The following is a 13271-nucleotide window of genomic DNA, read 5'->3' on the forward strand; positions in this document are numbered from 1 at the left end:
GCATCAAGATGCTTGCTCATGCAAATTTCCTGCTTCGAGTTGAACCTGATCGCACGCCGATCCGGCTTTCCCGTCGGGGTTCGGGGTTCGGGGTTCGGGGAATGGGAGCCGCATCGACCGTGAAGCGATGCGGCAGCGCCGTGCGCGGCAAGTGATCGGCACAATGGCGACGGAGGGCGAGGGCCGTGACGGGCGCATCCTCGTCGATTTGCACCGACGCATGGAGGATGGACCCGTCGCCGGCAGAATCCCGCAGGGGACTGACGACGGCGGCCCGCACGGATGGATGCCGCTCGAGAGCGATCTCGATATCCCTCAGGTTCGTGCGGACACCCCGCACCTTGATGTTGAGATCCTTCCGTCCGAGCAGGACGAGGGCTCCGTCCTCGTCTCGCCGAACCACGTCGCCGGTGCGATAGAACGAGCAATCGTCGTGTCGATAAAACGAAGCGCCGGTCCTTTCCTTATTCGTGTATCCCAGGGCAGCGAAGGGCGTCGAAGTATGCAATTCGCCGACGCCCGCCCCCTCGAGGTCGTATCCTTCATCCGTGACGATGCGATAACGGGTTCCTTCGATCGGACGACCTATCGGAAATCTGTCAATCGTGCCGAAATCAGCAGAGCTTGTGCTGAATATGAAGCTGTCGTTCGTTTCCGTGGATCCGTAGACGTTGTGGCAGCGCGACCGGGGGAAGTGCTCGGCGATCAACCGTCTCAGATCCCCGCTCAACGCCTCGCCGGTGACGATCAGATCCGATGGAGCGGGAAGAGGGCAGTCCGCGCCCTGGAGGAGCAAGCAATAGAGAAGCGGAACCCCCTCCAGCAGATGAGGGCGATGCTCCCGTATCATGTCCCGGAGCAGGCGCCCGTCTACCGCCTCCCGGGCGGAGACCGCGATCACGGTCGCCCCGGCGTGGAGGGCCGCCCAGATCTCGAGCAGGCTCAAGTCGAAGTTCAACGGCGCGTAGCTGAAAACACGACGTCCCGTGCTCAGCGCGAACTGCGTCTCCCCCCATGCGAAGAAGCGGGACAACCCTGCGTCGGACAGGAGAACGCCCTTCGGAACACCCGTGCTTCCCGAAGTCGTGAGGATGAGAGGTCCCGCCCCGCTCGGGGGAACACGGCCGGAGTCCGACATCGCCGCCCCGCCGCAAGCCTCGAGGGCGAGACGCTCGGCGTCGACATGAGCCTCTGCAACGACGTTCGCCTCTCGATAGACCGCGAATTTCGCCGTCGAACCCAGGTTGTCGGGGGCGATGAGAGTCGTATGCCCGAGGCGATTGAGCGCGATGACAGCCGAAAGTCGTTCCGGTTCCTTTCCGGATCGAAGCGCGACCACGCTTCCCGGGGGAAGACCTGAGGTTGCGAGGTGACGTTCCGCGCGAACGGTCATGTCTTGCAACGTCTCGAAGCTGATGCGGCAGTCCCGGTAGATCAGTGCCGTTGTGCCCGGTTGCACGCAGGCCCAATGGCGCAAGCGATGCGAAAGTATGCCGTCCGTCATGCACCACCCTCGACCCACCGGAACCCAGCAGATATTTGCATGCGCAATCACATACATGGACGGTGACCTGCGTGTCAACACTGCAAACGGCGAGAATTATGAAAACTGGACGACAGTATCGCCGAATGACGGCCTACGAATAAAATTCTATCGCCATGCCGGTTTCAAAGACGATTTTTTGAGGGCGCTCAAATCATATCTAGCAGTCGATCGAGATTGTATTTTTTCAGATTTTTTGAAAGATCGCTTTCATAGAGTGTCGAGGCTATTATTAATTTCTCTCGACCTAATTTTGTAATAACGCAGTACACCCCCCTTTTGTCGCTCGGGCATGTATCGCGTACCGTTAGGCCCATTTTTTCTAACTTATCGGTCATTCGGGAAATAGAACTTTGTTTTAATCCTAGCTTTTGCGCAAGGTCTTGCATGCGTAACTCGGAATTGCTTGCATCTGATAGATGCTTGAGCGCGCGGTACTCATTCAATCCGAGCCCGTGACGAAACTCTAGATTGTGTGCGAGAGCGGCCTCGATGTCGGATATCGAGCGCGTCAAGCGTTCCCATTTCTCATGCTTCCCACCCATAAAAACCGACTCTCCGATAGCTTAAACATCGATAATAGCATTAGATGCTTGTACACACAAGCATCGGAACGGGAAGCGGCGCGCCGAGACAAGCAAGACGGTAAAGCGGGCCGAGACCGAGATCCGCGACCCCTTGCGGTGGGCGCTGCCGGCGCATCGCGTGTCCCGCCGGGTCTCTCCTGACGCCGCAGCGGCGTTCGAGCCGCGAGATTTTACCGCAATTTCCGCGACGAACCGGCAGCCACTGCGTCGCAAGACGCACGACGGGTTCCGGCGGACGCGCAACCGTTTCGGGCGCAATAACCCCCGACTTCGTGGTGATCGATTCGGAGAGCGCCGCGACACCGCGGCGATCCGCTTCAACCCGGCGATCCGGCATGGCGCGCTCCCGCGCGGCCTCGCCTGACCCCCGCCGACGCGGCGTGGACCGCCATCGGCTTCCTGTACGCTCATCCGGAACCCTCCCATCCGCTCCGGAGGCAGGTCATCGCACTCGCACGCGCCATCCTCGACGCGCAGGCACTGGCGGCCGGCGCGGACGGAGCCCGGCGTCTCTCCCCCTCGCCTGAACGGGTGCCCCTGTACGATGCATGCGGCGGATCGGTCGGACCTGGGCTATTTTCGGACGCAGCGAACCGCCCGATGGGGCTGCGTCCCACCCGCACGAATGGGCGCGTGTTCATCGATCACGGATTGGATCACATCGAGCTGACCCGACCCCTCGACCGGGGGCAGCCCGTCACCCATGGCATCGAACACCTGTCGCCCTCGTCCCCGGCCCGCATGTCCCGGGGGGAGGGCAGGCCGCCCTCGAAGGGAAGAGCGCTCGGACCGAGACGTGTGATACGGCTTCCGGAAGATTCCTTCCGGACGCCGTATCACCAGCCCGCGCGGCGCGTGAGCGAAGCCGATTTCCGCATCGCGAAGCGATCAATCGGAAATCGTATGAATGCGATTAGCGCAGGAGGAGGAGGGCTACGACGCGGACCGCATGACGGCAGGAAACCGACCCGAGGGGCGCACCATGTCGAGACGGGACGCTCGTCAGGCCGGCGGCCCCAGGGCTGCGCAGCGGAAGGCGCCGTAGCCGGATTGTGCCAGGCGTTCGGCGAGCGCCGGCAGGACGGTGTCGGCCTCCTCGCGCAGGGTCCAGGGCGGGTTGACCACGATGAGCCCGCTGCCGCTCAAACGGGTCGGGTCGGGCCGGTGGATCAGGAGGTCGAGGCGTAAGGCGGGTCGGGGCAGCGCCGCGTCGAGGGTGGCGGCCAGCCGGTCGATCACGGCCACGTCCTTGATCGGGTACCAGGCGAGGTAGGTGCCGGTCGCCCATTTCCCCACCGCCTTCAGCAGCTCGCGGCCCAGCCGCTCGACCTCGCCCGGCACCTCGTAGGGTGGGTCGATGAGCACCAGGCCGCGGCGCTCCTTCGGGGGGATGAGGGCGGGGAGCGCGGTCCAGCCGTCCAGGGCCAGCACCTTGGTGCGGGAATCCTGGTTGTAGCGGGCATGCAGCACCGCGCCGTCGGCCGGGTGCAATTCCACGAACACGCCCTGGTCGCCGGGGCGCAGGAACTCGCGGATCAGGGCCGGCGAGCCCGGATAGATCGTGGCGCCGTGGCGCGCCCGGACGGACGCCACCGCCGCGCGATAGGGGGCGAGCAGCGCCTCGGCCGCGCCGGGGAAGGGCGCATCGAGCCGGCCGATGCCATCGTGCCACTCCCCGGTGCGCCCGGCCTCGTCGGCGGTGAGGTCGTAGAAGCCGAGGCCGGCATGGGTGTCGATCGCCCGGAACGGCGTCGCCTTGCGCTGGAGATGCGCCAGCACCCGGGTCAGCACCCAGTGCTTGAGCACGTCGGCGTGGTTGCCGGCGTGGAAGGCGTGGCGGTAATTCACGGGTCCTACGGTCCTCGTCTCGCCGTCCCGCATGAGAATCGGCACGGGAAGCCCTATCATCATCGCATGCGCCGCGACGAGGTCCTTGCCGGCTTGAAGTCCACCGAGCCCGTGTTGCGGGCGATCGGGGTTGCCGCACTCTACCTGTTCGGCTCCCATGCCCGGGACGAGGCCCAGGAGGATTCGGATATCGACGCGTTCGTCGATCCTGCGCCCGGTGTCGCGTTCGGCTTCCTGCCTGTCATGGCAGCCTACGAGGCGATCGAGGCGGCGGTCGGGTCGATTACGGCACGCCCAGCGGCCTACATCCGGGTTTGCGCCCGCAGATCGAGCGGGATGCGGTCAGGGTGTTCCGATGGTCTTCGGACGCCCGACAGGGCATATCCCGCCACAACCTCATCCTGAGGTGTCAGAGCATTTTCCGACGAAGTGGATGCCGGTTCGTCGCAGAAAATGCGGCACAATCAAAGACCGAGAGAGCTTCGCGATTGCAACGCGATCGTGAAGTGCTCTAGCCGGTCGGGGATCGGCTGACCTCGAAGGAGGGCTCCAGGGATCGCGGAGGCTTCTGGAGCCCTCCTTCGAGGCTCCTTTCAGTCGCACCTCAGGATGAGGTGGTGGGTAGGATATCCCCCCAATAATCTCAAGTATTTTTCAGAAATTGCTGCTCAAACAGGCTCTCAGGATGAGGTGGTGAATTGGATCGGCAGCGCCCCTCACCGCCCCGCCCCCACCGTCACCTCCCCGGCGCGGCAGTTCTGGCGCGCCACCTCGGGGCAGGCGGTGAAGCCGCGCAGGTCCTTGGTGAAGCAGATCCGCACCTCCTCGAGCCGGCCCGCCTTGCAGGTGACCGACATCATGTCCGGGCGCAGGCCCGGATTGGCGGCGACGAACTGGCGGGCGATGTCGATGGGGGCGGCGCGCAGGTCTTCCCTGGGGGCCGACAGGGCGGCGGGAATCGTCACCGCCGCGCGGGCCTTGGCGGTCGCGCGGAAATAGGCGGCCGGGTCGAGGCCCGAGCAGGTGCCGTGCTGGCGCCATTCGTGCCGGGCCAGGCCCTCGCTCGGGAAGACGCCCTCGGCCTCGGCGAGCGCCGGGCGGCTCGGGCTGCGGGAAAATGCGCCGCACTCGCTCGGGAAGCCGCGGTCGTATTGCGGCCACAGGCCGTGGACCACGAAGCCCGGGTTGCGGCCGGTGTCGCATTGCCGGTCGTTCCGCCGCTCGCCGGTCAGCGCGCAATAGGTCGGCGACCAGGACAGCGCCAGGACGTAGAAGTCGAACGAGCCCGGCTCGCCCCCGCGCCCCTGCGCGGCGGCGGGGCCGGCGGCGAGAGAGCCCGCGACGCTCGCCGCGAGGAGAAGACCGGCGAGGGCGCGCATCAGGGCCGGGCCTCGCGGCAGGACGACGCCGAGGCGTAGGCATAGGCGAGGTTGCGGTCGAGGCCGTGGACGCAGAACTCGACGCCGTAGGTCGCCCCGATGATGCCGAGGCTCTCACGCACCGAGTAATCCACCCGCCGGCGGATTCCGTCCGAGGTGGTGGCGACCGCGGTGCAGAAGCGGCGCGGGTAGAAGTCGAGGCCCCAGGGCCGCCAGGCGGTGCGCTCGATGCTGTCGTAGGCCGCGATCGTCAGCGTCGAGTTCCAGAACTTCGCCTCCTTCTCGGCGAACTGGTAGGTGATCTTCTCCAGCACGCCGGCATCCTGGCAGCCGGGGATCTGGGCGTCGAACGGGAACTCGCGCTCCTCGGCCGGGGCGATCTCCTGGCGGGCCGAGCGGGCCTGCGCGGCGGACAGGCCGGCGGCGGTGAGCCCCAGCAGGAGGGCGGCGAGAAGGGGTGTCTTGCGAGGGGGTGTCTTGCGCATGGGCCGGTCCCTGGGCCCGGGCGGCGCCCGCGCGAAGGCGGCACCCTGGTCCCCGGGCGAATGACGGTTGCTCTCTCGAACCTGACACCAAGCCTCCGCATGCGCCAAGTCAAGCTTCCGGGCTAGGCCCATGGCGCTTTCGCGGGCGCCTGGTGTGCGGGAGGCACACTCCCTTGCCTTGATGTGTGTCGGGAGCGCACCCATTCCCCGGGGAGCGCGCCCGCGCCGCGGTTTGCCTCGCCTACGCGACGCACTAAGACGGGGATCACACGCCCGCCGAAAAGATGTCAGCCCGCATGAGCACCGAGACCGCCCCCGAGACGAAGCCCGTCGGCCCCGGCGATCAGGTGCTCCTGGTCGACGGTTCGTCGTTCATCTTCCGGGCCTATTTCCAGTCGATCAACCAGCCCGAGCGCTACAACTTCCGGCCCTCCGACGGCCTGCCGACCGGGGCGGTGCGGCTGTTCTGCGCCAAGCTCGCCCAGTTCGTGCAGGAGGGCGCGGCCGGGGTGATGCCGACCCACCTCGCCATCGTGTTCGACAAGTCCGAGGGCTCGTTCCGGAAGGAAATCTTTCCGGACTACAAGGGCCACCGGCCCGACGCGCCCGACGACCTCAAGCGCCAGATGCCCTTGATGCGCGACGCGGTCCGCGCCTTCGGCCTGCATCCGATCGAGTTGCAGCGCTACGAGGCCGACGACCTGATCGCGACCTATTCCCGCCAGGCGGAAGGCCGGGGGGCCGGCGTCATCATCGTCTCGTCCGACAAGGACCTGATGCAGCTCGTCGGCGATCTCGTGCGGTTCTACGATTTCGAATCGGGCCAGAAGGGCAAGCCGGGCTACCGCCCCGAGCGCAACCTCGACCGCGCCGCGATCATCGAGCGCTGGGAGGGCCTGAACCCGGAGCAGATCGGCGACGCCCTGGCGCTGATCGGCGACACCTCCGACAACGTGCCGGGCGTGCCGGGCATCGGGCTCAAGACCGCCGCGGCGCTCATCAAGGAATTCGGCAGCCTGGAGGCGCTCCTGGAGAAGGCCTCCACGATCAAGCAGCCCAAGCGCCGCGAGACCCTGCTGAGTCACATCGACCAGGCCCGGCTGTCGCGCCGCCTCGTCGCCCTCGACGAAGCCGTGCCGGTCCCGGTGCCCCTCGACGCTCTCGCCCTGCCGAAGCCCGATCCCGAGCGCCTCGTCGGCTTCCTCAAGGCGATGGAGTTCAACACCCTGACGCGCCGCATCGCCCAGATGCTGCATGTCGACCCCGAGGCCGTGCGGGCTGATCCCTCCCTGCTGCCGGAGGGCGCCGAGGCCGGCTTCTCGAACGAGAAGGGCGGCAGCGACGTCACGCCGTTCTTCGGCGACACGCCCGACGGCGCTCCGGCTTCAGCCGCGGCGGAGGTCGATCCCTTCGCCGATCTCGCCCTGCCGGATGCGCCCCCGAAGCCGAAGGCGCCCGCCGAGGCGACGCCGACGACCCTCGTGGCGGCGCGCGCGGCGGAAGCGGTCAAGCCCTTCGACACGGGTGCTTACGAGACCGTCACCACGGTCGAGAGCCTGGAAGCCTGGATCGCCGAGGCGATCGAGGCGGGCGTCGTCGCGGTCGATACCGAGACGACCGCGCTCGACGCCAACAAGGCCGACCTCGTCGGCGTCTCGCTCGCCACCGCGCCGGGCCGCGCCTGCTACATCCCGCTCAGCCATCGCGGCGGCGAGGACCTGTTCGGCGGCGGCCTGCTGCCGGGGCAATTGTCCTGGGAGGCCGTGCAGACCCGCCTGAAGCCGCTCTTGGAGAATCCGGCGGTGCTCAAGGTCGGCCAGAACGTCAAGTACGACTGGCTGGTGCTCGCCCGTCACGGCATCGAGGTCCGGCCCTTCGACGACACGATGCTGATCTCCTACGTGCTCGATGCCGGCAAGGGCTCGCACGGCATGGACGAACTGGCGCGGCGCCATCTCGGCCACCAGCCGATCACCTTCGCGGACGTCGCCGGAACCGGGCGCCAGAAGATCACCTTCGACCGCGTCGCCCTCGACAAGGCCACGGCCTACGCCGCGGAAGACGCCGACGTGACCCTGCGGCTGTGGCGGCTGATGAAGCCGCGGCTCGCCGCCGAGCGCCGCGCCTCGGTCTACGAGACCCTGGAGCGGCCCCTCGTCCCGGTGCTGGCGCGGATGGAGCGCGAGGGCATCAAGGTCGACCGCCAGATGCTGAGCCGGCTCTCGGGCGATTTCGCCCAGTCGCTCGCGCGGCTGGAGGACGAGATCCAGGAGATGGCGGGGGAGAAGTTCTCGGTCTCGTCGCCGAAGCAGATCGGCGACATCCTGTTCGGCAAGATGGGCCTGCCCGGCGCCAAGAAGACCCCGTCCGGCCAGTGGGCGACGCCCGCGACCCTGCTGGAGGAACTGGCCGGCCAGGGCCACGACCTGCCGCGCCGGATCCTGGAATGGCGCCAGCTCTCGAAGCTGAAATCGACCTATACCGACAGCCTGCAGGAGCATGCCGACCGGGCGACCGACCGGGTCCACACGTCCTTCGCGCTCGCCGCCACCACGACCGGGCGGCTCTCCTCCTCCGACCCGAACCTCCAGAACATCCCGATCCGCACGGAGGAGGGCCGGCGCATCCGCCAGGCCTTCGTGGCCGATGCCGGGCACAAGCTGATCTCGGCCGATTACAGCCAGATCGAGCTGCGGCTGCTCGCCCACATCGCCGACATCCCGCAGCTGCGCCAGGCCTTCGAGGAGGGCATCGACATCCACGCGGCCACCGCCTCGGCGATGTTCGGCGTGCCCCTCGACCAGATGACCCCGGACCTGCGCCGGCGCGCCAAGACGATCAATTTCGGCATCATCTACGGCATCTCGGCCTTCGGCCTCGCCGACCGGCTCGGCATCCCGCAGGGCGAGGCCTCGGCCTTCATCAAGCAGTATTTCGAGCGCTTCCCCGGCATCCGCGCCTATATCGACGACACCAAGAAGATCTGCCGCGACAAGGGCTACGTCACGACCCTGTTCGGCCGGGTCTGCCACTATCCGCAGATCCGCTCCAACAACCCGCAGGAGCGCGCCTCGGTCGAGCGCCAGGCGATCAACGCGCCGATCCAGGGCACGGCCGCCGACATCATCCGCCGGGCGATGGTCCGGATGGAGGGGGCCTTGTCCGAGGCCGGCCTCACGACCCGGATGCTGCTCCAGGTCCACGACGAGCTGGTCTTCGAGGCGCCCGACGAGGAGGTCGAGCGGGCGCTGCCGATCATCGCCCGGGTGATGGAGGAGGCGCCGCACCCGGCCGTCTCCTTACGGGTGCCGCTCGCCGTCGAGGCCAAGGCGGCCCTGAACTGGCAGGAGGCGCATTGAGCCGGACGACGCGGGCGTTCAAGCAAGGCGCCGCAGGCATTTGAGAAGGGCGCTGCACCGTCAGGAGCGGCGCCCCTCGCTCACGGCAGGGCCGGGACCGGCTCCCGGGCCGGGCCGGGCTGGGGCTGCGCCACCTCCCACACCAGGATCCAGAACAGCGCCACCAGCACCGCCGGCATGCCGCCGAAGCCCAGCATCTGCAACGGCATCATCAGAGTGGGGCTGATCCAGGCGAAGAGCGTGATCCTGTCCGTCTGTGCCCCCGGCTCCGCGGCCGAAATCCGCCAGACCAGCACGGCCGCCACGAGGGTCAGGTCGTAGTTGAAGGCATAGGGCGTCAGGAGCGGGACGGCCGTCGCGACGAGGCCCGCGCGCTGCACCGGGTCGCGGGTGCGGCGCACGGCCCAGACCGTCGCCGCGAGGACCGGGACGGCGACGAGGATCTGCGCGGTCCAGGACGCGCCCATCGACAGCCCGAAGGTGCGCGCACCCGCGAAGACCGACGCCATCATGTAGGGGTAGAACCCCTCGAAGGAGTCGAGGAGGCCGTACAGGAAGGCGCTCGTCTCGCCGAGATTGTGCCGCCAGGGATCCACCCCGAAGGCCAGGACCGAGGCGCCGACCAGCGCCACGGTGGTGGCGCAGGCCGCCGCGATGGTCCGCCAGGCGCCCAGCGCGATCAGGACCGGCGGCAGCACGAGGCCGAGCTGCGGCTTGTAGGTGAGCAGGCCGAACAGGAGGCCGGCGAGCACCGGCCGGCGATCCAGGGCGAGCAGGCCGCCGAGCAGCAGGGCGCCGGTGAGGAAGCCGTTCTGGCCGCCGGCGGCGTTGATGAGGCAGGCCGGCGCCAGGCAGAGGAGCAGCAGGGCGTGCAGGCGCCGCCCGGGGGGCACACAGGACAGCGTCACGCCCGCGAAGGCGGCGAACAGCCCGATCGTCCAGATCGCGAGCGCCACGAAATAGGGCAGCTGCCCGAGCGGCCCGAGCAGCAGCAGCGTGAAGGGCGGATAGCTCCAGTTGTGGAACGGCAGCGGGGTGCCGAACAGGGTGCCGATCGCCGCGTGATAGGCCCGGAGGTCGAACAGGGTGTCGAGCTGTCCCGCGAAGGCGAGGCGCGGCCCGGCCCAGGCGTTGATGAAGTCGCGTCCGATCGGGTGCCCGGTGACGTCGAGCCCACCCTCGGCCGGCCAATAGTAGCGCACGAGGATGGGCAGCGCGCTCAGGACCCCCAGGAGGATCAGCAACGTACTCGGCGCGATCGACCGCCTGGGTGCGGAATTCAGGGGCATCGCGTGACCTCTCGCATCGGGGCGCGTCCGGCCGGCCGCAGCGTACGTCGCGTGCCCGCGGCCGGCGCCCGTCTCCGGGAGGCGCGTCGGGTCCGGTCGGCGCCCGCATGCGGCCTGCCTCCGGCCGAGAGGGTAAGGATGCCGGTCTTAACGGTGGGTTGCGCCGGTCCTCACGCCGGGACCCGCACCGTCGCCCGCAGGCCCCCGAGCGGGGAATCGTGGAGCGCCACGTCGCCGCCATGCGCCCGGGCGATGTCGAGGGCGATGGCGAGGCCGAGGCCCGATCCCCCGGCATCCTGGCGGGCGTCGTCGAGGCGCACGAAGGGCTTGAACACCTCCTCGCGCTGCTCGGGCGGGATGCCCGGGCCGTCGTCGTCGATCGAGACGGCGAGCCAGCGCGCCTCCTGGCGGGCGGTGATCGCGATGGTGTCGCCGTAGCGGGCGGCGTTGGCCGCGAGGTTGAACAGGCAGCGCCGGAACGCGTCGGGCCGCACCGTCACGGTCGCCTGGCCCTCCAGCGTCACCTCGGAGACGTGGCCGCCCAATCGCTCGACGTCGGTGCGGACGTCCTCGAGCAGGGCCCGGAGGTCGATGGCGGCGGCCGGCTCGCCGGAATCGCCCTTGGCGAAGGCGAGATAGGCCTCGAGCATCCGGCTCATCTCGTCGACGTCGCGTTGCAGGTCGTCGATCTCGGGGGTCTGGGGCAGCAGCACCAGGGAGAGCCGGAAGCGCGTGATGATGGTGCGCAGGTCGTGGCTCACCCCGTTGAGCATCGTGGTGCGCTGCTCCATCGCCCGCTCGATGCGCCTTTTCATCTCGATGAAGGCGTGGCCGGCCTTGCGCACCTCGCGGGCGCCGCGGGGGCGGAAATCCAGCTCCCGGCCCTTGCCGAAGCTCTCCGCCACGTCGGCGAGCCGCAGGATCGGCCGGATCTGGTTGCGCAGGAACAGGATCGCGACGCCGAGCAGCACCATCGAGGAGCCGCCCATCCAGAGCAGGAAGATGTGCGAGTTCGAGGCATAGGCCTGGCTGCGCCGGGCGATCACCCGCATCACCCCGCCGGGGATCTCGACCCGGATCTCGATCAGGCTGGAGCGCCCGACCGTGTCGATCCAGAACGGCCGCGCGATCTGGCGGCGGATCTCGTCGGACAGGGCCTCGTCGAGGAGCGAGAAGAACGGCCGCGGGCCGGGGGTCGGGAGCTTGGCGCCCTCCAGGATGTCGACGTCGAGGTTCAGGCGCTCGCTGGCGATCCGCTCCAGGGTCTCGGAGCCCTTGTCCTGGGGGTAGCTCTCGTAGATGTCGATGAGGGCCGCCACGTCGGCGGTCACGGCCGCCGAGAGGCGCCGGGTCACCAGCTGCCAGTGCCGCTCCATGAAGGTGTAGGCGATCACCGATTGCAGCAGCACCATCGGGGCGATGATGATGATGAGCGAGCGGGCGTAGAGCCCCTTCGGCAGCCGGTCGCCGATGACGCGGCCGAGGCGGCGCCAGGCCCGCCGGGGCGTCGGGAGCGTCCCGGCGAGGGTGGGGGCGGGCACGTCCTTCAGTCCAGGACCAGCCGGTAGCCGACGCCGCGCACGGTCTGCACGTAGCGCGGGTTGGCCGGGTCGTCCTCGATGCGCCGGCGCAGGCGGTTCATCTGCACGTCGACGGTGCGCTCGTTGGCCGCCCCGTTGGTGCCGGTCAGCGCCTCGCGCTCGACATTGCCGCCGCGCGCCAGCGCCAGGATGGTCAGGATCTCGCGCTCGCGCTCGGAGAGGCGGATCGCCTCGTCGTCGCGGGTCAGCTCGCCGCGCTCGATGCGGAACTGGAACGGCCCGAACCGCACCGCGTCGAGGGGGGCGGCCGTCCCGTCGGCGGGTCCCCGGGCGTTGCGGCGCAGGATGTTGTTGAGGCGCAGGATCAATTCCCGCGGCTCGAAGGGCTTTGGGAGATAGTCGTCGGCACCGATCTCGAGCCCGGTGACCCGGTCGTTCGGGTTCGAGCGGGCGGTGAGCATCAGGATCGGCACGCTCGAGGTCAGGCGGATCTGGCGGGCATAGTCGAAGCCGGTCTCGCCCGGCATCATCACGTCGAGCACCACCGCGTCGAAGACCAGGCTGCGGCCGCGCGCCCGGGCCTCGGCGGCGCTGGCTGCCGCCGTGACCCGGTAGCCGTTCTCGCCGAGGAAGCGGGCGAGCAGGTCGCGCAAGCGCCGGTCGTCGTCGACCACCAGGATGTGGGGGGCGTGGTCCGGGAGTTCCGCCCGGGGGGCGATGGCGGGGCCGGCGCTCACGGGCGGGCCTCGCTCTCCGCCGCCGGCTCGCCGCCCGCGATGAGCCGGCTCACCGCCGCGCGCTCCTCCGGCTCGATCATGGCGAGCAGGAACCGGCTCGCCGGTTCGCGCAAGTCCGGACCCATCTCGGCCAGTGCCCGGCGGACGCGGCGGCCCTGGACCCCGGCGAGGCGCTGGGCCAGCTGCCGGCCTTCCGGCGTGCAGCTGAGGAGGCGGTGGCGGCGGTCGCTCGTGCCCGTCCGCTGCGCGATGTAGCCCTGCTCGATCAATTCCTTCAGCACCCGGTTCAGGCTCTGCTTGGTGATCCGCAGGATATCCAGGAGTTCGGCGATGGTGAGGCCGGGATGGCGGTCGACGAAATGCAGCACCCGGTGATGGGCGCGGCCGAAGCCGTACTCGGCCAGGATGCGGTCCGGATCGGCGACGAAGTCGCGATAGGCGAAGAACAAGAGCTCGATCAGGTCGTAATGCGGCTGTGCGTCGTCGGGCAGGACGGACTCGTG

12 protein-coding genes are annotated in these 13271 nt (G+C 68.7%); 2 read left to right on the forward strand and 10 right to left on the reverse strand.

The window, feature by feature from the left end:
- Nucleotides 1-16 precede the first annotated feature (16 nt).
- The 4 genes from HBB12_RS24660 to HBB12_RS24675 form a co-directional block, all read right to left on the reverse strand.
- Nucleotides 17-1504: an AMP-binding protein gene (locus HBB12_RS24660; protein ID WP_236991790.1), complete on the reverse strand. Its 1488-nt coding sequence runs from the start codon at nt 1502-1504 to the stop codon at nt 17-19.
- 188 nt (nt 1505-1692) lie between these two features.
- Nucleotides 1693-2088, reverse strand: coding sequence for a MarR family winged helix-turn-helix transcriptional regulator (locus tag HBB12_RS24665; protein ID WP_236991791.1), 396 nt, complete (start codon nt 2086-2088; stop codon nt 1693-1695).
- A 40-nt stretch (nt 2089-2128) separates the two neighbouring features.
- On the reverse strand, nt 2129-2467 hold the full coding sequence (locus HBB12_RS24670; RefSeq protein ID WP_236991792.1) for a hypothetical protein: 339 nt from the start codon (nt 2465-2467) through the stop codon (nt 2129-2131).
- 665 nt (nt 2468-3132) lie between these two features.
- The gene (locus HBB12_RS24675; RefSeq protein ID WP_236992880.1) at nt 3133-3978 is read right to left on the reverse strand and encodes a 23S rRNA (adenine(2030)-N(6))-methyltransferase RlmJ; all 846 of its coding nucleotides are present in this window, start codon (nt 3976-3978) and stop codon (nt 3133-3135) included.
- 66 nt (nt 3979-4044) lie between these two features.
- Here HBB12_RS24675 and HBB12_RS24680 point away from each other — a divergent pair, with 66 nt between their 5' ends.
- Nucleotides 4045-4383 (forward strand): nucleotidyltransferase family protein, encoded by a 339-nt coding sequence (locus HBB12_RS24680; protein WP_236991793.1) that lies wholly within the window; start codon nt 4045-4047, stop codon nt 4381-4383.
- 311 nt (nt 4384-4694) lie between these two features.
- Here HBB12_RS24680 and HBB12_RS24685 read toward each other — a convergent pair whose 3' ends face one another.
- Both HBB12_RS24685 and HBB12_RS24690 read right to left on the reverse strand, forming a co-directional pair.
- Entirely contained in the window at nt 4695-5357 is a 663-nt protein-coding gene (locus HBB12_RS24685; RefSeq protein ID WP_236991794.1) for a ribonuclease T2 family protein, read from the reverse strand.
- Nucleotides 5357-5842 (reverse strand): hypothetical protein, encoded by a 486-nt coding sequence (locus tag HBB12_RS24690; protein WP_236991795.1) that lies wholly within the window; start codon nt 5840-5842, stop codon nt 5357-5359. Before HBB12_RS24690 ends, HBB12_RS24685 begins: the two co-directional genes overlap by 1 nt.
- 296 nt (nt 5843-6138) lie before the next feature.
- Here HBB12_RS24690 and polA point away from each other — a divergent pair, with 296 nt between their 5' ends.
- Complete coding sequence (polA, locus tag HBB12_RS24695; protein WP_236991796.1) at nt 6139-9201, forward strand: DNA polymerase I; 3063 nt, start codon at nt 6139-6141, stop codon at nt 9199-9201.
- 80 nt (nt 9202-9281) lie between these two features.
- Here the strand turns inward: polA and HBB12_RS24700 are convergent, their stop codons facing one another.
- The 4 genes from HBB12_RS24700 to HBB12_RS24715 form a co-directional block, all read right to left on the reverse strand.
- Nucleotides 9282-10445, reverse strand: a complete 1164-nt coding sequence (locus tag HBB12_RS24700) for a glycosyltransferase family 87 protein (RefSeq protein ID WP_236991797.1) — start codon at nt 10443-10445, stop codon at nt 9282-9284.
- Between the two features lie 215 nt (nt 10446-10660).
- Nucleotides 10661-12031 carry an ATP-binding protein gene (locus HBB12_RS24705; protein ID WP_236991798.1) on the reverse strand — a complete coding sequence of 457 codons (1371 nt, stop codon included), beginning with the start codon at nt 12029-12031 and terminating at the stop codon, nt 10661-10663.
- Nucleotides 12032-12036: 5 nt separating this feature from the next.
- Nucleotides 12037-12768: a response regulator gene (locus HBB12_RS24710; RefSeq protein ID WP_236991799.1), complete on the reverse strand. Its 732-nt coding sequence runs from the start codon at nt 12766-12768 to the stop codon at nt 12037-12039.
- Nucleotides 12765-13259, reverse strand: coding sequence for a MarR family winged helix-turn-helix transcriptional regulator (locus tag HBB12_RS24715; RefSeq protein WP_236992881.1), 495 nt, complete (start codon nt 13257-13259; stop codon nt 12765-12767). Before HBB12_RS24715 ends, HBB12_RS24710 begins: the two co-directional genes overlap by 4 nt.
- Nucleotides 13260-13271 lie beyond the last annotated feature (12 nt).

This window comes from Methylobacterium sp. SyP6R (assembly GCF_019216885.1).
Taxonomy (GTDB): domain Bacteria; phylum Pseudomonadota; class Alphaproteobacteria; order Rhizobiales; family Beijerinckiaceae; genus Methylobacterium.